Consider the following 18,796-nt stretch of genomic DNA (forward strand, 5'->3'; position numbering starts at 1 on the left):
TTACCCCTTAGATTTAGATTCAAGTAGTTTAGGTGAAGACGACCTTCCCTCTTCAATTCCATATTTTATGAAATGAATCAAGGGGTTCATACCTGTTTCAGCAACATCAGGGTAACGTTTCAAATACCAGTCTCCATCAAAAGATGCTGACGGTAGACGTCCCTCACTTGCTCCGTGCATCAAATAATGTTCGGCTGGGTCGGAACCTGACTCCTTAATATCCGGGTAGGTTGTGAGATACCAATCACTATCAAATAGCTCGCTAGTATAAAGAAGACCTGCATTTTGTTTCATCAGTGCCCATTTGGGATCTTCTTTCTTTAACTTCTTGGAAAATGCTCTAACTGGTGCACTAAGCTTCCATGTTGAAGAATGTTTTATATTGTTTAGTTCATATTCTAGGTTTTGAACTTTATCAGACTTTGAAAGAAGCTTTCTATTTAGTTCCTTAACCTTATTCGATAATTTATTCTTTTCACGGTTAAGTTTTTTGGCTTCTTTTAAATGCTTGCTCTTAAGCGAGCTTATTGAAGATTCTAGTTGTTTTATCTTGATGTGACTTTTGTGTTCGGAAGCGCGGCTCTTCACATAGTCATCTTTTAATTGAACGTTTTTTTCTTGCTGCTTTTTAAGACTTTTTGCACTTTCTAAAACAGAAATAGTGGTTTCATTTAATTTCATTTGCAGCAACTTGCGTTCGGATTCGAATTGAAGAAGCTTTTCTGATAAAAGCTGAATTTCAGCAACTGCTTCTAGGTACTTTTCACTTTGCCTTTCTAATTCCCTCTTTTGCTTGCTCGCTTTTTCGAGAGAACTAGTAAGATCAATATTTGACTTTGAGAGCAAACCTTCGTAGTTCTTAAGCTCTAATCGAAGTAGCTCGCAAACATTAACATTATCGGACAACTCAACATTCAAAACTTGCAACTGCTCGTTGTATATTTCTTTAATCTCATCAAGTGCTTTTTGATGGTTCAAATTTGAATCACGTAGAGCAACTTCCATTGCTTTTTTATCGTTAATAGCTGATGACGTTTCTTTTTCGAGAGCTGTTATTTTAGCTTCGTCACTTTTAACCCTATCTAAAACCTCATCTATGTCTAACCTAGCTTTAAGCTCCGTAACTTTTGTTGTACTAGCTTCAAGCGAACTTGCTAAGCTCTTAAGGGCGCTATCTTGATAAATACATTGATGTGCCAATGCATTGTAGATGCTTGAAGGTGTTGCTGAAAAATTATTTTTTATCTCCCAACCCAACTCTCTTAAAACTTCTAGCCCTTTATCATCAATAACTTGGAATTGGGCAAGGTTTATGAGCTTAATTTTTTTTCTATAGGACTTCCTCAAACTCAGTAGAGAACCATATAAACTAGAGGTTTCGTTTATCGCTTCATCTATGCAAATTCCACTAGATAGTTGTTCTGCCAATGCGTTTTCGAAACTTTCATAACATACAACAATGTGCGACCAATCTTGCAACAGGAGCTCAATTTGCGATAATACTATTGGCTGTCGGATCAGTTGAGTTTCGTTCTCATCACTTAAGCTTTCTATACTCTCAACAGTCTTCACTTGGCCATTTTCAATAGCTTCGCCCCATACGGCACTGTTGTGTAAAGATAAAATCAACGTCATAAAATGTCCTGTTAAACCGCAGATACGCGCTTAACATCTGCAGCAGATTCTTCTAATTTTAATGAAAGTTTTAGCATCGTGTTATGTTCTAAATACAATTTTTTGACTAATCAGAAGTATTAATTTTGTATAAGACAACATTAGTCTAACATCTAGAATATAGCGTAATCAGCCTAACTAAATACTTAACTTAACATTTCTATAAGTTGTCTTCACTTACAGATTAAGCATAAATTTGTGGAGTATCATTCACTGTAGGGTCAACTTTACTTAAAATACGCTTTCGTATTGCGGTGGACATTTTCTGATGACAGAATTTGATCAGCAGTCATCCACGTATAAGAGCTATGTTGATCAATTGGTAATGTTCCGAGTTTTTCTATTTCAAATTCATACGCTATCGCAACGTAGTGCGTTGATATGTGATCACCCAATACACTATCTGTGTAAATATGGTCGTATGGACCTATGAGTTTTGCACTTTCTATAATGTAGCGCTTACCTATTTCTGCCAGCGTAAGACGTTCAAAAGCTGCTTTTAACGTTTCATTTTTCAGAATTCTTCCACCAGGGACGAACCAATAGTCTTTTGCTGGTCGATTGACTCTTTTGCCTAATAGGTATTTATTATTCTCACTTTTAATGACTAAATCGATAGAGACTAAGGGCGTACTTTCTAGAACAGTAGAGAATGTCCTTTCATCTAAAAACACAAAACTTCCTTATTTCTAAATAATGCAAGAATTGATAGGGCAGTAACCTAGGTGCCCTATCATTTGTTAATATGTGGTTTGAAACTATTTTGCAACGCGCCCATATCTATCAGAAAAACGCACAATATCGTCTTCTCCAAGATATGCACCTGACTGAACTTCAATAAGCTCTAGAGGGATCTTTCCAGGGTTTTCTAACGCATGAACTGCACCAATGGGAATGTAGACCGACTCGTTTTCGGTAACTAGCTGTGTTTCTTCATTGATGGTTACGTTTGCACTACCCGATACTACAATCCAGTGCTCAGCGCGGTGATGGTGCATTTGAACAGATAGTTTTTCACCAGGCTTAACGGTAATGCGTTTTACCTGGAAACGGGCACCGCTGTCGATAGAGTCGTAGCTTCCCCATGGGCGGAATACTTCACGATGGAATTCAAACTCGGGACGACGTTCTGCTTTTAGCTTATTCACTACGGCTTTAATGCTTTGTGCATCGTCTTTGTGAGCCACCATAACGGCATCTTTCGTTTCTACTACGATAACGTCTTCTAAACCAATGACAGAAACCAAACGCTGCTCAGCATTCACATAACTGTTCTTTGTGTTTTCTAGGATAGTATCGCCTACGGTAGCGTTGCCGTTTTCATCTTTCTCTGCAGTTTCCCACAGTGAAGACCAGCTACCCACATCGCTCCAACCTGCGTCTAATGGAACCATAGCTGCGCTATCCGTTTTTTCCATTACTGCATAGTCAATTGAATCGTCTGGACATTTCGCAAAAATATCATGTTCAACTCGGATGAAATCTAGATCTGGTGTTTCTGTATCGATAGCACGTTTACACACGTCTAGCATTTCAGGATTGTATTTTTCTAGCTCTTCCAAGTAACGGCTTGCTTTAAACATAAACATACCGCTATTCCAGTAGTAACTACCCGAGTCTACATACTCTTTTGCAGTTTCTAGTGCAGGCTTTTCTACAAACTGTGCGACTTCAAAACCTTCGCCCGCTTGCTCGCCGGCTTTGATGTAACCATACCCTGTATGCGGTTGGTCTGGCACAATACCGAAAGTAACGAGTTTACCCTGCTCAGCTAGCTTTTCGGCTTTGGCAATAGCATTATGAAACGCTTGGTTATCTTTAATAAGGTGGTCTGCAGCCAACACAAGAAGAACAGGGTCTTCGCCGTTTATAGTTGCGTGTAGTGCCGCTAGTGCGATTGCCGGTGCCGTGTTTCGGCCAACAGGCTCTAGAAGAATGCCGCCATGCTGAATGTCTTTTTGACGAAGTTGCTCAGCTACTAGGAAGCGATGTGCGTCATTACAAATAAAAATAGGGTTTTGTGCTGGCGTACCTTTTAAGCGTGTGATCGTGTCTTGCAGCATGGTGTTGTCTGAGGTAAGCGACAAAAACTGCTTTGGAAGCGCTGCACGCGATTTCGGCCATAAGCGACTACCCGAGCCGCCAGCTAATACTACTGGTTTCATTTGTAATATCCTTGATGTGTGGGTGCTTCGCCCACGTCCTATTAATTATATATTCGGCGTTTAGTATACAAAGGTTTGCGTTACGTTTAAATGGCAAAAATACATTGGTATTGGCTCACAGTAACAACAATGCCCCTAAAATTCTTAATACAAAAAAAGGGGCCTGAGTTTTCACTCAGGCCCCTTTTTCTAATCGAGTATTAATTACTCTTCAGTTGCTTCTACTGCTTCTTCTTCAGCTTCTACAACTGGACGGTCAACTAGCTCAACATATGCCATTGGGGCATTGTCGCCAGCACGGAAACCGCATTTAAGAATGCGAGTGTAACCGCCTGGGCGAGCTTCGTAACGAGGACCAAGCTCGTTGAATAGTTTACCTACAACCTCTTTGTCACCAGTGCGGGCAAAAGCTAGACGGCGGTTTGCAACGCTGTCTTCTTTAGCCATAGTGATTAGAGGCTCGATTACGCGACGTAATTCTTTCGCTTTTGGTAACGTAGTTTTGATCACTTCGTGCTTGACCAAAGAACCGGCCATGTTTTTGAACATAGCTTGACGATGGCTGCTGTTGCGATTCAACTGACGACCACTCTTACGATGGCGCATAGTTTTATCCTTCTCTACAAATCAGTTTGATAAAAACCTGATTAATCTTTTTCAGCGATGCTCTCTGGCGGCCAGTTTTCTAGGCGCATACCTAGAGAAAGACCACGAGATGCTAGAACATCTTTGATTTCAGTTAGCGATTTCTTACCAAGGTTTGGCGTTTTAAGTAGCTCAACCTCAGTGCGCTGTACCAGGTCACCAATGTACTGGATAGCTTCTGCTTTCAAACAGTTTGCAGAACGTACTGTTAGCTCTAGGTCATCTACTGGGCGAAGCAGAATCGGATCGAATTCTGGCTTCTCTTCTTTCGCTTCTGGCTCAGATACATCACGTAGGTCTACGAATGCATCTAGCTGTTCAGCTAGGATAGTAGCAGAACGGCGGATCGCTTCTTCAGGATCCAAAGTACCGTTCGTCTCCATGTCGATGATTAGTTTGTCTAGGTCTGTGCGTTGTTCAACACGTGCAGACTCTACACTGTAAGCAATACGTTCAACTGGGCTGTATGAAGCGTCTACTAACAAACGACCAATTGGACGATCATCTTCTTCAGAGGAGCGACGGGTAGAAGCTGGTACATAACCACGGCCCATTTCTACTTTAATACGCATGCTGATTTCAGCTTCGCCAGTTAAAGTACAAATTACATGCTCAGGGTTTGCAATTTCTACGTCGCCATCATGCTGAATATCACCAGCAACAACAGGGCCAGCGCCAGATTTCACTAGAGTTAGGGTTGCCTCAGTTTTACCTTCAAGGCGAACCGCTAAACCTTTAAGATTTAGCAAAATCTCAATTACGTCTTCCTGAACACCTTCTTTGGTGCTGTACTCGTGAAGAACGCCGTCAATTTCTACCTCGGTAACTGCACATCCTGGCATAGATGACAGTAAAATACGACGTAGGGCGTTACCTAGAGTGTGGCCAAAGCCGCGCTCTAGTGGTTCCAAAGTTACTTTGGCACGAGTAGGAGAAACGTTTTCGATCTCAACTAATCTCGGTTTTAGGAATTCAGTCACAGAACCCACAATGCTTCCTCTTTAGTTAGCTTTACTTAGAGTAAAGTTCGACGATCAACTGTTCGTTAATTTCCGCAGACAGGTCAGTTCTTTCAGGAACGCGCTTGAAAGTGCCTTCCATTTTGCTGCTGTCTACTTCAATCCAGGTTGGCTTCTCACGTTGGTCAGCCAGTTCCAAAGCAGCAACGATACGCGCTTGCTTTTTAGCCTTTTCACGAACAGAAACCACGTCTTCGGCAGAAACGTTAAACGATGGGATGTTCACAACTTGACCATTTACCATGATCGCCTTGTGGCTAACTAGCTGACGTGCTTCAGCACGAGTGCTAGCGAAACCCATACGGTAAACTACGTTATCAAGACGCTGTTCTAAAAGCTGTAGCAAGTTTTCACCTGTGTTGCCTTTTAGACGTGCAGCTTCTTTATAGTAGTTGCGGAATTGTTTTTCCAGAACGCCGTACATACGACGAACTTTTTGTTTTTCACGCAGCTGAACACCGTAGTCAGACAGACGGCCACGACGGGCACCGTGCTGACCAGGCGCTGTATCGATTTTACATTTAGAATCGATTGCGCGAACGCCGCTTTTTAGGAACAGGTCAGTTCCTTCGCGACGGCTAAGTTTGAGTTTAGGACCCAAATATCTTGCCATGATCTTTCTCCAACTGTCCGTCGATTAAACGCGACGTTTTTTCGGTGGACGACAACCGTTGTGAGGAATAGGGGTCACATCGGTAATGTTTGTGATCTTATAACCTGTAGCGTTAAGAGCACGGATCGCAGACTCACGGCCTGGACCTGGACCTTTAACGAATACTTCAAGGTTCTTAAGACCGTATTCTTGTGCAGCAACACCTGCACGCTCAGCAGCTACCTGTGCAGCAAATGGGGTAGATTTACGTGAACCACGGAAACCAGAACCACCAGATGTCGCCCATGCTAGTGCATTGCCTGAACGGTCTGTAATAGTCACAATTGTGTTGTTGAAAGACGCATGGATATGAGCCATTCCGTCTGCAACCTGACGTTTAGCGCGCTTACGCGTGCTACGAGCTGGTGCTTTAGCCATAACTTACTCCCCGTTTACTTCTTAATTGGCTTACGAGGACCTTTACGGGTACGCGCATTAGTTTTAGTGCGCTGACCACGTAGAGGCAAGCTACGACGGTGGCGAATACCACGGAAGCAACCCAGGTCCATCAAACGTTTGATGCTCATAGAGACTTCACGGCGTAGATCACCTTCAACGGTGAATTTAGCCACTTCGTCACGAAGCTTATCAATAGTAGCTTCGTCTAGCTCTTTGATTTTTGTATTTTCTGCAACACCAGCACCCGCACAAATGCTTTTCGCACGTGTGGGACCAACGCCATAGATCGCTTGGATAGCGATTACAGCATGCTTGTGCTCAGGAATGTTAATGCCAGCGATACGGGCCATTAACAGCACTCCTCTTGTTTATTTGTCGACGACCTAAAAAGCCCGATAGGATACTTACCCGTCGACTAAATTGCAAATTAAGGTTCAAAATACTTTTAAACAAAACTAGCAGAACCTGACAAGTATAATTCAGGTTCTGCTCACTTAGTCTTGCAAATATTCTGTTCCGCTTTGATTAGCCCTGACGCTGCTTATGCTTTGGGTCAGAACTGCAAATTACACGCACAACACCGTTGCGCTTGATAACTTTACAGTTACGGCAAATCTTTTTTACTGATGCACGAACTTTCATTACATCTTTCCCCTTTCTATCAATATTAAGGGGCTAACTTATCGGCCGTAGCCTTTAAGGTTAGCTTTCTTCAGCACAGACTCATATTGACTAGACATCAAATGTGTCTGTACTTGTGCCATAAAGTCCATGATAACCACTACAATAATCAGAAGCGACGTACCACCGAAGTAGAACGGCACATTCCAAGCGATTAGCATGAATTCAGGCACTAAACAAATAAAGGTTATGTACAGTGCGCCAGCCAGTGTAAGGCGAGTCATTACCTTGTCAATGTATCGTGACGTTTGCTCACCCGGGCGGATGCCTGGGATGAACGCGCCAGACTTCTTCAAGTTATCTGCTGTATCACGCGGGTTGAATACCAACGCCGTGTAGAAGAAGCAGAAGAAGATAATCGCAGCTGCGTATAACATCACGTACAGCGGTTGACCAGGAGATAGCATAAGCGCTACATCTTGCAACCACGCTGTTGATTCATTCTGTCCGAACCATCCTGCGATGGTACCCGGGAACAGAATAATGCTAGAAGCAAAGATTGGTGGAATTACACCAGCAATGTTGACTTTTAGCGGTAAATGGGTGCTTTGCGCAGCAAAAACCTGACGGCCTTGCTGACGTTTTGCGTAGTTTACCACAATTCTGCGCTGTCCGCGCTCTACAAATACAACTAGGTATGTAAGAGCAATAACAATTGCGCCAATCAACAGTAGGAACAACAAGTTAATGTCGCCCTGCCTTGCTTGTTCCGCAGTCTGACCTATCGCTGTTGGCAGACCGGCAACAATACCAGCAAAAATCAATATAGAGATACCGTTACCAATACCTCGTTCGGTAATTTGCTCACCTAACCACATAAGGAACATAGTTCCTGTGACTAGACTCACCACTGCCGTAAAGTAGAATCCGAAGCCAGGGTTTATCACCAATCCATTAATCAGGTTAGGCAAACCAGTCGAAATACCAATAGATTGGAAGATAGCCAATACAAGCGTTAGATAACGCGTGTACTGACTAATTTTACGACGGCCTGCTTCGCCTTCTTTTTTAAGCTCCACCATCGGTGGGTGAACCACCGAGAGCAACTGCATGATAATGGATGCAGTAATGTATGGCATAATGCCCAAAGCCAGAACGGATGCACGCTCAAGCGCACCACCAGAGAACATGTTAAACATTTCTACAATGGTGCCTTTTTGTTGCTCGAACAAGTCAGCAAGTACCGCTGGATCGATGCCAGGGATAGGAACATAAGAACCTAGTCTGAATACAACAATCGCACCAAGTACGAACAACAATCTTGCCTTAAGCTCACTCAAGCCGCTTTTAGCGCCTGAATCCAATCCTGGTTTAGCCATCTAGCTTATTCCTCTACTTTACCGCCAGCAGCTTCAATCGCTTCTTTAGCGCCTTTAGTAACCTTTAACCCGCTTACTGTAACAGCGCGTGAAACTTCACCGCTCTTTACAACTTTAACGAACTGGATTTCTTTCTTAACAAGTCCAGCTGCTTTTAAAGTCTCAAGAGACGCAGTATCACCATCAACCTTCGCGATTTCAGCAAGAGTTACTTGATCAGTAACAAAGCTCTTGCGTGAAGTGAAACCGAACTTAGGAAGACGACGCTGGATAGGCATCTGACCACCTTCGAACCCTGGCTTAACACGGCCACCTGAACGGCTTTTTTGACCTTTGTGACCTACGCCACCTGTTTTACCAAGACCTGAGCCGATACCACGACCAGAACGCTTACCAGTAGGCTTTGAACCTTCGGCTGGAGAAATTGTATTTAAACGCATGTCTTACTCCTCCACTATCTCAACCATGTAATGTACACGGTTGATCATGCCACGAACGGCTGGGGTATCTTCCAGTTCACGAACATGGTTGATTTTACGAAGGCCTAAACCTTTAAGCGTAGCTTTGTGCTTTGGCAAGCGGCCAATTGCACTTTTAGTTTGCTTTACTTTAATCGTTGCCATGTCTGATTACCCCAAAATTTCTTCTACAGACAATCCACGCTTCGCAGCAACTTTCGCCGGGCTATTCATTTCTGTTAGCGCGTTGATTGTTGCACGTACAACGTTGATTGGGTTTGTAGAGCCGTAACATTTTGAAAGTACGTTTTGTACACCAGCTACTTCAAGTACTGCACGCATCGCACCACCGGCAATAATACCGGTACCTTCAGATGCTGGCTGCATGTAAACTTTAGAGCCAGAGTGACGACCTTTAATCGGGTGCTGTAACGTGTGACCGTTAAGGTCTACGTCAACCATGTTGCGACGTGCCTTTTCCATTGCTTTTTGGATTGCAGCAGGTACTTCACGTGCCTTACCGTAACCAAAACCAACGCGACCGTTACCGTCACCCACTACTGTCAATGCAGTGAAACTAAAGATACGACCACCTTTAACCACTTTAGAAACGCGGTTTACAGCGATCAATTTCTCTAGAAATTCACCATTTTGAACGTCTTGTTTAGCCATTATAAACTCCTAGAACTGAAGACCAGCTTCGCGAGCTGCATCAGCTAATGCTTTAACGCGACCGTGGTATTGGAAACCACTACGATCGAAAGCCACTGTTTTAATGCCTTTCTCAAGCGCGCGCTCTGCGATTGCTTTACCGACTACCGTCGCTGCTTCAGCGTTACCTGTAGACTTAAGATCTTTCGCAAGATCTTTCTCAACAGTTGAAGCCGCTGCCAACACTTCAGAACCGCAAGGAGCGATTAACTGAGCGTAGATGTGGCGAGGTGTACGGTTAACTACCAAGCGATGCGCGGCCAGTTCACGAATTTTTGCTCGTGCGCGAGTAGCGCGACGAATGCGAGCTGTTTTCTTATCCATCGTATCACCCACCTACTTTTTCTTAGCTTCTTTACGACGTACGTGTTCGTCAGCGTAACGTACACCTTTACCTTTGTAAGGCTCTGGTGGACGGTAACCACGAATGTTCGCCGCAACCTGACCAACCACCTGCTTATCGGCGCCTTTAACGACGATTTCAGTTTGGCTAGGAGTTTCAACCGTAATGCCTTCAGGCATTTCGTATACTACAGGGTGAGAGAAACCTAGTGTAAGGTTTAGCTTGGCACCTTGTGCTTGTGCACGGTAACCAACACCTAACAGAGTAAGTTTTTTCTCGAAACCTTGTGAAACACCTTGAACCATTGCGTTCAGGATAGAGCGAGCAGTACCTGCTTGTGCCCAGCTGTCAGCGAAACCTTCACGAGGAAGTGCTTTAAGTTGGTTCTCTTCCTGTGCAACTTCTACAGCGTCGTTGAAAACGCGGGTCAAAGTGCCTTTACTACCTTTAACAGTAACTTCTTGACCAGAGATAGAAACTTCTACACCTGATACAACGTCTACTGGGGCTTTTGCTATACGTGACATTTCAACTCCTCCGTTATGCTACATAACCGATGATCTCACCGCCCATGCCAGCGTTACGCGCTGCACGGTCAGTCATCACACCTTTAGAAGTCGACACGATAGCTACGCCTAAACCACCCATAACCTTTGGAAGCTCATCTTTTTTCTTATAGATGCGCAGACCAGGACGGCTTACACGTTCGATAGTGTCAATTACTTGCTTGCCTTCGAAGTACTTAAGCGTAACTTCTAAAACAGGCTTAACGTCACCAGAAGCAGCGAAGTCAGTGATATAACCTTCAGCTTTCAATACTTCACAAATTGCAACGCGAAGTTTTGAAGAAGGCATAGTCACAGAAACTTTCTGTGCCATCTGGCCGTTACGGATGCGGGTAAACATATCCGCGATAGGATCTTGCATGCTCATTATCAGCTACTCCTTACCAGCTGGCTTTCTTAAGGCCAGGGACTTCACCGCGCATCGCTGCTTCGCGAAGCTTAATACGGCTAAGACCGAATTTGCGTAGGTAACCATGTGGACGACCAGTAACACGGCAACGGTTACGTTGACGAGACTTACTAGAGTCACGTGGCAGTTGTTGTAGCTTCAGAACAGCGTCCCAACGCTCATCTTCAGAAGCGTTAACATCGCTGATAATCGCTTTAAGTGCGGCGCGCTTTTCAGCATACTTAGCTACTAGCTTAGTACGCTTAGCTTCACGTGCCTTCATTGATTCTTTTGCCATAACCCTACACCCCTACTTTTTGAATGGGAAGTTAAACGCGTCCAGCAGAGCACGTGCTTCGTCATTAGTATTCGCACTGGTAGTGATAGTAATATCCATACCGCGAACCTTATCCACTTTATCGAAATCGATTTCAGGGAAAATGATTTGCTCACGCACGCCCATGCTGTAGTTACCACGTCCGTCGAATGATTTAGGATTCAAACCACGGAAATCGCGAACACGTGGAATAGCGATTGAAATCAAACGCTCAAGGAATTCCCACATACGCTCGCCGCGTAGGGTTACTTTACAGCCAATCGGATAACCTTCACGGATTTTAAAACCCGCTACTGATTTTCTAGCAACTGTAACAACAGGCTTCTGACCGGCGATAGCCATCATGTCAGCTTGAGCATTCTCAAGCACCTTTTTGTCAGCAACTGCTTCACCTAAACCCATGTTTAGAGTGATTTTTTCAATCCGAGGGACTTGCATGACGCTTTTGTATCCGAACTGCTTAGCAAGTTCAGCTACTACTGTTTCTTTATAGAAATCATGCAGTTTCGCCATCGTACTCTCCAATATAATTAAACAAGTTCGCCGTTAGACTTGAAGAAACGTACTTTCTTCTCATCTTCGAAACGGAAACCAACGCGATCTGCTTTGCCCGTTGCCGGGTTAACAATCGCAACATTAGAAACGTGAATAGAAGCTTCTTTCTCAACGATGCCACCAGCTACACCCAGTTGTGGGTTTGGCTTAGTGTGCTTCTTGACAAGATTTACGCCTTCTACAATTACACGGTTGTCAGCCATAAGCACGCGAAGAACTTTGCCTTGCTTGCCTTTGTCTTTACCCGCTAATACGACTACTTCATCATCACGACGAATTTTATTAGCCATTATCGTGACTCCTTATAGTACCTCTGGGGCCAATGAGATGATTTTCATGAAGTTTTCACTTCTCAACTCACGGGTAACCGGGCCAAAGATACGCGTACCAATTGGTTGCTTGTTTGCATTAAGCATAACAGCCGCGTTACCGTCAAAACGAATGGTAGAACCATCTGCACGACGAACGCCTTTTCTAGTACGCACCACCACTGCATTCAGTACGTCACCTTTTTTAACTTTACCGCGAGGAATTGCTTCCTTAACAGTAACTTTGATGATGTCACCGATACCTGCATAACGGCGATGCGAGCCACCAAGAACCTTAATACACTGAACCCTGCGAGCGCCGCTGTTGTCTGCAACGTCCAGGTTAGTTTGCATTTGGATCATGTTAGTGCTCCGCTCTTAAATTAAGACTCTCCCGAGTCGTTAGTGCTGCTAAAAACAACTGGATATCGTTGCTTTTATGTACATACCCCCATAAAAAGGGCGCGAAATAATAACAGAAAACTTTGGGAAGTGATAGCGGTAAATTGAATTATTTTTAAACTATGTGAGCAATAAAAAAGCCCCGACTAAAAGCCGGGGCTGATAACCACGTCATAGGTTATCAAGCAGGATCTTTTAGCGCAGAAACCTTGTTTTCAAAATGCTTACTTAAGTGCCGAAAAACACATTCTTTTAAACGACTTACACCAACAGGTTTGGATATGAAGTCGTCCATGCCAGATTTCAAGCATTTTTCTTTTTCTCCTGTCGAAACATTAGCCGTTAAAGCGATTATGGGTATTTGCGCAGCCTCTTGATCCAATAGCCTAATTTGTTTGGTTGCCTCTAGCCCGTCCATAATAGGCATGTGGCAGTCCATAAATATTAGTGCGTACGGAGATTTCTCAGCCATTGAACGCTTAACCTTCTCTACGGCTTCCTCACCATTTACTGCTAAATCACTGGTAATACCTATCTCTCTTAACTGTTCTTTAATGACGAGCTGGTTTATCTCATTATCTTCAACAACTAGCGCCTTAAACGCCCTTAGCTCCTCTTTGCTTGGTATGTAGGCATCATTCTGCGCAACTGTATTATCTGTAATAGCCCCCGCATTCGCATCATCTAAAGTAAGCGTAACGGTAAAGCGAGCACCAATACCCAACTCACTGCTTACTTCAATTTTTCCGTTATAGTGCTCGACTATTTGTTTAACAATTGACAAGCCCAAGCCTGTACCGCCAAACATCCGTTGTGTTGAGCTGTCCGCTTGCATAAACGGGGTAAAAATGATTTTCTGCTGCTGAGCGCTGATACCAATTCCCGTGTCAGTCACTATTAATTTAACTCGATAGCGCCCCTTACCATAACGGACACATCTCGTTTCAACCGTCACCTCACCTGCTTTGGTAAACTTGAATGCGTTGTTGACCAGATTGATGAGTACCTGCCCTAACCGCAACTTATCGGCAATAAAAGTTTGCCCTTTAAGCGCTGCAGTATTTACGCTGAACGTTAACCCTTTTTCTTGGGCAAGCCTTGTGAACATGGGTATCTGTTCTTCAATCGTTTCTTCAAAGTTGGTAGGCGCATCTTCAAAGACCAGTTCCCCTGCGTCTATTTTTGAAAAATCTAAAATGTCGTTCACAATATTTAAGAGGGAGTCTGCGCTTTGCACAGCATGGGAGGCTAATTCCATTTGTTTCGGATTTAAAGGCGATGCCATAAGTGCTTCTAGCATCCCCTGAACACCATGAATTGGGGTACGTATTTCCTGGCTCATATTCGCCAAAAAATCGCCTCTGGCTTTGAGAGCGTTTTGCGCCAAATCGCTTTTGTGCTGAAGTACAGCCTTGTCTATGTGCATTTGCGTAATATCGACGGTAGCACCTACTACCTTAACGCACCTGCCGTTATCCATTATCGGATGGGCTCTGCTTTCAATCCAGCGGGTTTCACCTGCATCGGTTCGGATCTCCACTTCGTAAAGGAAATCCTCCCCTGTTTGCTTCATTTGCTCAAACTGTTCTGCGTACCTCTTACGATGAACTTCATCGGGAATAAATTTTAATATATCTTCGGCCTGCATGGAGCGCTCGCTGTGAACATGGAACATGCGCTTTAGTGCACCCGACCAGATTACTGAGCCGCTTTCTATATCCAATTCCCATGTTCCGACTCCAGCCAAATTTGTGACTTGTTTTAACAAAGAGTTCCGCTCTTCAAACACGACCTTTTGGGCATTCAGATTACTCATAGACTGCTGTCGTTCGAGTTCATTGCCAATCCAGGTGGCAAGCAGTAGTAAGTAATCGGTTTCTAGTTCATTAAACGGTTCATCTCTTGAAGACAGTGAAGAAAAGTTTACCGTACCGTAAAACTCACCGAATACGCGGATAGGAGAAGCGAGGTAGCTTTTTAGTGTGTATTTATCGAAACACGGGTGCGAAGCACCAGGTTGCACATCGATATTATGGTAAGCAATGACCGAGTCGGCCCTAGCTGCATCAGCACAATACGTATCGCAAAGGGAAAATTCAGCGCCTTTTGGTATGTCAGCGTTGGGCGTGACAACACTTAGTACGCTATACAGCTCTCCCTGAATATTACTAACGATCCCTGTTTCTAAACGAAGCGCTTCTGTGCCGATACACAGCAAACTCTCTAACTTTTTATCTAACGACATAGCCTTATCATTAGATATTTCTTGTAGGTCTCGAATAATACTCATGAGGATTTTAGCCCTCCCAGACTGCAAATAAAAAAGGCCAACGTATTAACATCGACCTTTTAAATTTATGGGATATTTCACGAGATGAAAGTTTTCCCTATTATCAATTAGTATAATAAATAGACTAACTAATTAATAAAGCACGTTAATTTCATATCCTGTCGCTGTGTCTGCTGGCTCTACCGTCACGATGTAGTTTTCCTCTTCAGTAAAACCATACAAAGACGTTCTATCTAGAAGCACTTGCTCCTCGTTTTCATCTTCATAGACCGCAATCACTTCGTAGTAATCTGACGGCAGCACTTCGCTGGTGCTTTCTGCAAACTCCAGGTTCTGTATATCATATTCTGCTGTATCAATAGTTTCGTCGTTTCTTACTAAGTAAAAGTCCACATCATCGAAGTCACTGACCAAGTTGATGAAGTTAACGGTCTTGTCATATGCCTGCGGCAAACCACTTTCAACAAAGGTTGCTGCACCTAACTGGTTGTTGCTGTTGTAGATAAGAATAGCTTTACTCTCGCCTTGGTTAAGGGTGATTAGCTTATTGCTAAGCGATGTAACTGTACCTGACGGGTCAGTAACGGTTACGCGATAATCGCCATAGCGGATAGCACTAAAATCAGACATTTCACCCGCTGCTAGCGTAAAGCTCACATCTTCCTCGTCTGTATTGCCGCCAAAAGTAACGTTTAGTTCGGCGTCAAGATTAGTCGAGTTATATATACGATACTGCGAATCAGCTTCAACATCGGTCAAGGCTGTTACTGTTGAAGAGTTTAATACCGTGTCGACCACAAGCCCTTCTTGAATCGCGCCGCTTACATCACGAAGGGTCATTAAATACTCGGTTTCATAAACGAAGTCTATCGTTTGAGATTCAAATACAACCTCATCACTACCTGGTTCAGTAAGGTAAATTGTATACTCATCTTCATCGAAGTATTCGCTGTCGTCGTCAGCATCCCAATAGTCAAACTCTATCATGTCACCAGTGGTCACTGTGCCAAGAAAATTAGCCGCTTCAAACGGATCGCCCGATTCACTCATGTAAAAATCATATGATGAGTCATCTACGGCCACAGAGAGCGCAAACAAACGGAAATGGTCTTCTAGTGTTTCGCGCTCATACGAATACGTAGTGAAAATCGGGTTACTAAAATCACCGCTCATTACAACGATGGTTTTATAGCCATTTTTTAAATCTACGGTAATTTCGTCAATGAAAACTTCTTGGTCATCTGAGTCAGTACGAATGAACTCAATTTCGTATTCGCCGTCATCCATTGAGTACATTGAGGTAGCATCACCAAATTGAGCTGAACCAAAGCTATCTCCATCAACCTCTCGCATTTCAACATTCGCGCCATTAGGTGATGCGTTATAAAACTGTATGTAAGCATAAGAGTAGTCTGAGCTACTACTGTCTGAGCCGCCACATGCGGTAAGCCCTAGTAGCGCTACAAGCCCCATTGCTGCTGCACGGAACCAGGTTCCCCTTAGCAAAGAGTGAGAGGTCAATTGCATAAATTGAATGTCCTTTGAAGTTGTTCTTTATTGGATTAAGACTGCGTTAACACAAGCAGGCACACGTAGAAAGTGCTTATATTGGCTCGCACAATACAGCGATATGGCTATCTGAGAAGGTCTTAGTTCAGAGCTTTACGCTATCTTTGCAAAGCTGACTTTTCTTTGTATAACTTGACAGTTCGCAACCGCCGGCAACGATTTGTAGAAGCTATCTTGACGAGGAATGTATTGATAAAATGCTGGTAGAAAAGAAATAAAAAAGCCTGCAAGTGCAGGCTTTGAAAGTGTCGTTTGGTTACGGCGTCAATTATTCATACGAGTAAGACAGCGTCACACCGCTATATGATGAGTACGCGCGGATACCTATGTGCCAAGTACCCGATGCTGGCGCATCAAATGTACATACTTCGCTGTTACCGTTTTGATAAGGGCGACAATCGTAGCTATTGGTTTCTGGTTGTGAGCCAAACTTCACATAAAGATCAGCATCGCCTGAGCCACCAGAGGTACGAATGGTCATTTGCGTTACACCTTCTGGAATAGTCCACGTGTAGCGATCCCAGTTTCTACGAGTACCTGAAAGGCCTGTTAGTTGACCTGATACTGGCTCTACGCCAGGCTCAGAGCCGCCACCACCACCCGTGCCACTTCCATCACAGCCATTGGTGTTCAAGTAGTTATACGCATCAGCTAACTGCATCAAACCATAGCCATAAAAGTTATCGCGTCCAGCACTGCCTTTATCTTCGGCTGTTGCATTTAGCGCATTACGTATTTGATTATTTGAACACTGCGGGAAGTAGCTCCACACCAATGCTGCACCACCCGCCACGTGTGGCGTAGCCATTGATGTGCCGCTTAAAGACGCGTAGGTATTAGTTGGGTAAGTAGATTGCACTGCACTTCCTGGCGCAGCAATTTCAACTTGGTCGTTATACTGGCTGTAGCTTGCGCGGTTTTCATTTGAGTCTACCGCGGCAACCGACATTACTGCATCGTAAGAAGCAGGATAAGACTTTGCACTGTTACCATCGTTACCCGCAGCCGCTACCAATAACATGCCGGCATCAGTAAAGCTCTGCATAGCATTTCGTTCGGTAGTAGATGAACTGCCGCCACCTAAGCTCATGTTAACTACGTTTGAGCCCGCGTCTTGACACTGAGTAATCGCATCAATTAGGTCAGATGCATAAGTCCATTGGCCATTATCGTTGAAGATTTTAACAATATGCATATCCACGCCAGGGTAAACGCCAACAACACCTTCATTGTTATCGTAAGCCGCAATTGTACCTGCTACGTGAGTACCGTGACCATTGCCGTCGTTATACCAGTTACCAACAGCACTATTGTTTGCTTGACCCGTAACACCATCGTTGGTTCCAGGCAAATCTGGGTGACCTAGGTTATAACCCGTATCAATGATACATACCTTGCGAGCTGTAGTATCTGACTGACCAAACTGATTTGCTTGTACCATGGTGTAACCGTAAGGCGTAGTTTGCGCCATAGGCTTACGGCGAACATCTACTTCAATACTTTCTACATTAGGGTTTTTGCGAAGCTTGTTTAGCGCAGACTTACTCATAGTAGCCGCCACCATTTTATGCTTCTTAAGCTCTTTCTTAATTGAACCACCGGCTTTTCTAACTTCAGATTTAGCTGAAGCAATGCTGAAAGGCTTCTTGTCTTTCAGTTTAGACTTAACCTTAGATTTGGCTTTGCTGCTGGTAAGCGTATCGCTTGAACTGGCGACCTCTACAGTTTCACTTATCATTTCGTCTTTAAACTTAATGATATAACGCTCTTGATCCACGGTTACAAGGCGATCAACAGTGAGTTTTTTGCCTAGCGCTTGTTTTAGGGTTTGCGGTTTTTCTTTAACTTTTACCAGACCTTCGCCTGCTGCCATTGCAGAATTAGTCATTAAACCAAATGATACAGCTAGTGCAGCTGCTGTTAGACATGTGTGTTTCTTATTTAATTTTGAGTTCAAAATTTATTTCCTGTTGTATCTGTCTTATTAACTTCAGCACTGTTTTAACCCGTGCTTTTGAAGCTATTTGTTATTAAATGACATACAGGTATAACCATTACCTCATACGAAAAGCTCATCCATGACAACCGACGCAACAGCGTTGCAACGACCTACCCGTTTGTCAGGTTAATAGCTAACCCGCGGTAGGCAGGCTAGCTATAGAGCTCATATTAGGCGGCTAATCAAACAGTTGAGTATGTTGCCTTAACCCTGGTGAGTATTTTTTATACCTTTAAAAATACTTAAAAAAAACATCACACTTGATGAAAAGCGCGCCAAATGTGTTCTACGAGCAAATTCATGTTAGGAATAAAAA

At 43.7% G+C, this 18,796-nt stretch carries 23 protein-coding genes; all 23 read right to left on the bottom strand.

Features of this window, described 5'->3' with window-relative positions:
* On the bottom strand, positions 1-1,635 hold the full coding sequence (locus IW644_RS18750; protein ID WP_269918883.1) for a hypothetical protein: 1,635 nt from the start codon (positions 1,633-1,635) through the stop codon (positions 1-3).
* Between the two features lie 266 nt (positions 1,636-1,901).
* Positions 1,902-2,348 carry a GDP-mannose mannosyl hydrolase gene (locus IW644_RS18755; RefSeq protein ID WP_269918884.1) on the bottom strand — a complete coding sequence of 149 codons (447 nt, stop codon included), beginning with the start codon at positions 2,346-2,348 and terminating at the stop codon, positions 1,902-1,904.
* 84 nt (positions 2,349-2,432) lie between these two features.
* Positions 2,433-3,839, bottom strand: coding sequence for a mannose-1-phosphate guanylyltransferase/mannose-6-phosphate isomerase (locus tag IW644_RS18760; RefSeq protein WP_269918885.1), 1,407 nt, complete (start codon positions 3,837-3,839; stop codon positions 2,433-2,435).
* Positions 3,840-4,043: 204 nt separating this feature from the next.
* On the bottom strand, positions 4,044-4,445 hold the full coding sequence (rplQ, locus tag IW644_RS18765; protein ID WP_012519212.1) for a 50S ribosomal protein L17: 402 nt from the start codon (positions 4,443-4,445) through the stop codon (positions 4,044-4,046).
* Positions 4,446-4,486: 41 nt separating this feature from the next.
* Positions 4,487-5,476 carry a DNA-directed RNA polymerase subunit alpha gene (locus IW644_RS18770; RefSeq protein WP_039217818.1) on the bottom strand — a complete coding sequence of 330 codons (990 nt, stop codon included), beginning with the start codon at positions 5,474-5,476 and terminating at the stop codon, positions 4,487-4,489.
* 19 nt (positions 5,477-5,495) lie between these two features.
* On the bottom strand, positions 5,496-6,116 hold the full coding sequence (rpsD, locus tag IW644_RS18775) for a 30S ribosomal protein S4 (RefSeq protein WP_012519214.1): 621 nt from the start codon (positions 6,114-6,116) through the stop codon (positions 5,496-5,498).
* Positions 6,117-6,140: 24 nt separating this feature from the next.
* Entirely contained in the window at positions 6,141-6,533 is a 393-nt protein-coding gene (gene rpsK, locus IW644_RS18780; protein ID WP_012519215.1) for a 30S ribosomal protein S11, read from the bottom strand.
* Positions 6,534-6,547: 14 nt separating this feature from the next.
* Positions 6,548-6,904, bottom strand: a complete 357-nt coding sequence (gene rpsM, locus IW644_RS18785; protein ID WP_012519216.1) for a 30S ribosomal protein S13 — start codon at positions 6,902-6,904, stop codon at positions 6,548-6,550.
* A gap of 175 nt (positions 6,905-7,079) precedes the next feature.
* Positions 7,080-7,196 (bottom strand): 50S ribosomal protein L36, encoded by a 117-nt coding sequence (rpmJ, locus tag IW644_RS18790; protein ID WP_012519217.1) that lies wholly within the window; start codon positions 7,194-7,196, stop codon positions 7,080-7,082.
* A gap of 38 nt (positions 7,197-7,234) precedes the next feature.
* Positions 7,235-8,554: a preprotein translocase subunit SecY gene (secY, locus tag IW644_RS18795; RefSeq protein WP_012519218.1), complete on the bottom strand. Its 1,320-nt coding sequence runs from the start codon at positions 8,552-8,554 to the stop codon at positions 7,235-7,237.
* 5 nt (positions 8,555-8,559) lie between these two features.
* Positions 8,560-8,994, bottom strand: a complete 435-nt coding sequence (rplO, locus tag IW644_RS18800; protein ID WP_012519219.1) for a 50S ribosomal protein L15 — start codon at positions 8,992-8,994, stop codon at positions 8,560-8,562.
* 3 nt (positions 8,995-8,997) lie between these two features.
* Positions 8,998-9,177, bottom strand: coding sequence for a 50S ribosomal protein L30 (gene rpmD, locus IW644_RS18805; protein WP_012519220.1), 180 nt, complete (start codon positions 9,175-9,177; stop codon positions 8,998-9,000).
* Between the two features lie 6 nt (positions 9,178-9,183).
* The gene (gene rpsE / locus IW644_RS18810; protein ID WP_012519221.1) at positions 9,184-9,684 is read right to left on the bottom strand and encodes a 30S ribosomal protein S5; all 501 of its coding nucleotides are present in this window, start codon (positions 9,682-9,684) and stop codon (positions 9,184-9,186) included.
* Between the two features lie 9 nt (positions 9,685-9,693).
* Positions 9,694-10,047, bottom strand: a complete 354-nt coding sequence (gene rplR / locus IW644_RS18815; protein WP_014950908.1) for a 50S ribosomal protein L18 — start codon at positions 10,045-10,047, stop codon at positions 9,694-9,696.
* Between the two features lie 12 nt (positions 10,048-10,059).
* Positions 10,060-10,593, bottom strand: coding sequence for a 50S ribosomal protein L6 (gene rplF / locus IW644_RS18820; protein ID WP_118491876.1), 534 nt, complete (start codon positions 10,591-10,593; stop codon positions 10,060-10,062).
* A 13-nt stretch (positions 10,594-10,606) separates the two neighbouring features.
* Positions 10,607-10,999, bottom strand: a complete 393-nt coding sequence (gene rpsH, locus IW644_RS18825) for a 30S ribosomal protein S8 (RefSeq protein WP_012519224.1) — start codon at positions 10,997-10,999, stop codon at positions 10,607-10,609.
* Between the two features lie 13 nt (positions 11,000-11,012).
* Positions 11,013-11,318, bottom strand: a complete 306-nt coding sequence (rpsN, locus tag IW644_RS18830; RefSeq protein ID WP_014950910.1) for a 30S ribosomal protein S14 — start codon at positions 11,316-11,318, stop codon at positions 11,013-11,015.
* Between the two features lie 12 nt (positions 11,319-11,330).
* Entirely contained in the window at positions 11,331-11,870 is a 540-nt protein-coding gene (gene rplE, locus IW644_RS18835) for a 50S ribosomal protein L5 (protein WP_269918886.1), read from the bottom strand.
* A gap of 17 nt (positions 11,871-11,887) precedes the next feature.
* Positions 11,888-12,202, bottom strand: coding sequence for a 50S ribosomal protein L24 (gene rplX, locus IW644_RS18840; protein ID WP_269918887.1), 315 nt, complete (start codon positions 12,200-12,202; stop codon positions 11,888-11,890).
* A gap of 12 nt (positions 12,203-12,214) precedes the next feature.
* Positions 12,215-12,583: a 50S ribosomal protein L14 gene (gene rplN / locus IW644_RS18845; RefSeq protein WP_012519228.1), complete on the bottom strand. Its 369-nt coding sequence runs from the start codon at positions 12,581-12,583 to the stop codon at positions 12,215-12,217.
* 220 nt (positions 12,584-12,803) lie between these two features.
* Positions 12,804-14,912: a GAF domain-containing hybrid sensor histidine kinase/response regulator gene (locus IW644_RS18850; RefSeq protein WP_269918888.1), complete on the bottom strand. Its 2,109-nt coding sequence runs from the start codon at positions 14,910-14,912 to the stop codon at positions 12,804-12,806.
* A 132-nt stretch (positions 14,913-15,044) separates the two neighbouring features.
* Positions 15,045-16,439 carry a DUF4397 domain-containing protein gene (locus IW644_RS18855; protein ID WP_269918889.1) on the bottom strand — a complete coding sequence of 465 codons (1,395 nt, stop codon included), beginning with the start codon at positions 16,437-16,439 and terminating at the stop codon, positions 15,045-15,047.
* 310 nt (positions 16,440-16,749) lie between these two features.
* On the bottom strand, positions 16,750-18,438 hold the full coding sequence (locus tag IW644_RS18860) for a S8 family serine peptidase (protein ID WP_269918890.1): 1,689 nt from the start codon (positions 18,436-18,438) through the stop codon (positions 16,750-16,752).
* Between the last annotated feature and the right edge of the window lie 358 nt (positions 18,439-18,796).

This window comes from Alteromonas sp. PRIM-21, from assembly GCF_027563165.1.
Lineage (GTDB): Bacteria > Pseudomonadota > Gammaproteobacteria > Enterobacterales > Alteromonadaceae > Alteromonas > Alteromonas macleodii_A.

What these genes read in the sequence shown, in the direction of transcription:
- rplX (WP_269918887.1), bottom strand. Translation starts at nt 12,202, where the DNA reads ATGGCTAATAAAATTCGTCGTGATGATGAAGTAGTCGTATTAGCGGGT.
- rpmD (WP_012519220.1), bottom strand. Translation starts at nt 9,177, where the DNA reads ATGGCAACGATTAAAGTAAAGCAAACTAAAAGTGCAATTGGCCGCTTG.
- rplE (WP_269918886.1), bottom strand. Translation starts at nt 11,870, where the DNA reads ATGGCGAAACTGCATGATTTCTATAAAGAAACAGTAGTAGCTGAACTT.
- rpsE (WP_012519221.1), bottom strand. Translation starts at nt 9,684, where the DNA reads ATGGCTAAACAAGACGTTCAAAATGGTGAATTTCTAGAGAAATTGATC.
- IW644_RS18850 (WP_269918888.1), bottom strand. Translation starts at nt 14,912, where the DNA reads ATGAGTATTATTCGAGACCTACAAGAAATATCTAATGATAAGGCTATG.
- IW644_RS18750 (WP_269918883.1), bottom strand. Translation starts at nt 1,635, where the DNA reads ATGACGTTGATTTTATCTTTACACAACAGTGCCGTATGGGGCGAAGCT.
- rplN (WP_012519228.1), bottom strand. Translation starts at nt 12,583, where the DNA reads ATGATCCAAATGCAAACTAACCTGGACGTTGCAGACAACAGCGGCGCT.
- rpsK (WP_012519215.1), bottom strand. Translation starts at nt 6,533, where the DNA reads ATGGCTAAAGCACCAGCTCGTAGCACGCGTAAGCGCGCTAAACGTCAG.
- rpsN (WP_014950910.1), bottom strand. Translation starts at nt 11,318, where the DNA reads ATGGCAAAAGAATCAATGAAGGCACGTGAAGCTAAGCGTACTAAGCTA.
- rpsD (WP_012519214.1), bottom strand. Translation starts at nt 6,116, where the DNA reads ATGGCAAGATATTTGGGTCCTAAACTCAAACTTAGCCGTCGCGAAGGA.
- rplQ (WP_012519212.1), bottom strand. Translation starts at nt 4,445, where the DNA reads ATGCGCCATCGTAAGAGTGGTCGTCAGTTGAATCGCAACAGCAGCCAT.
- rpmJ (WP_012519217.1), bottom strand. Translation starts at nt 7,196, where the DNA reads ATGAAAGTTCGTGCATCAGTAAAAAAGATTTGCCGTAACTGTAAAGTT.
- IW644_RS18855 (WP_269918889.1), bottom strand. Translation starts at nt 16,439, where the DNA reads ATGCAATTGACCTCTCACTCTTTGCTAAGGGGAACCTGGTTCCGTGCA.
- rpsH (WP_012519224.1), bottom strand. Translation starts at nt 10,999, where the DNA reads ATGAGCATGCAAGATCCTATCGCGGATATGTTTACCCGCATCCGTAAC.
- IW644_RS18760 (WP_269918885.1), bottom strand. Translation starts at nt 3,839, where the DNA reads ATGAAACCAGTAGTATTAGCTGGCGGCTCGGGTAGTCGCTTATGGCCG.
- rplO (WP_012519219.1), bottom strand. Translation starts at nt 8,994, where the DNA reads ATGCGTTTAAATACAATTTCTCCAGCCGAAGGTTCAAAGCCTACTGGT.
- secY (WP_012519218.1), bottom strand. Translation starts at nt 8,554, where the DNA reads ATGGCTAAACCAGGATTGGATTCAGGCGCTAAAAGCGGCTTGAGTGAG.
- rplR (WP_014950908.1), bottom strand. Translation starts at nt 10,047, where the DNA reads ATGGATAAGAAAACAGCTCGCATTCGTCGCGCTACTCGCGCACGAGCA.
- rpsM (WP_012519216.1), bottom strand. Translation starts at nt 6,904, where the DNA reads ATGGCCCGTATCGCTGGCATTAACATTCCTGAGCACAAGCATGCTGTA.
- rplF (WP_118491876.1), bottom strand. Translation starts at nt 10,593, where the DNA reads ATGTCACGTATAGCAAAAGCCCCAGTAGACGTTGTATCAGGTGTAGAA.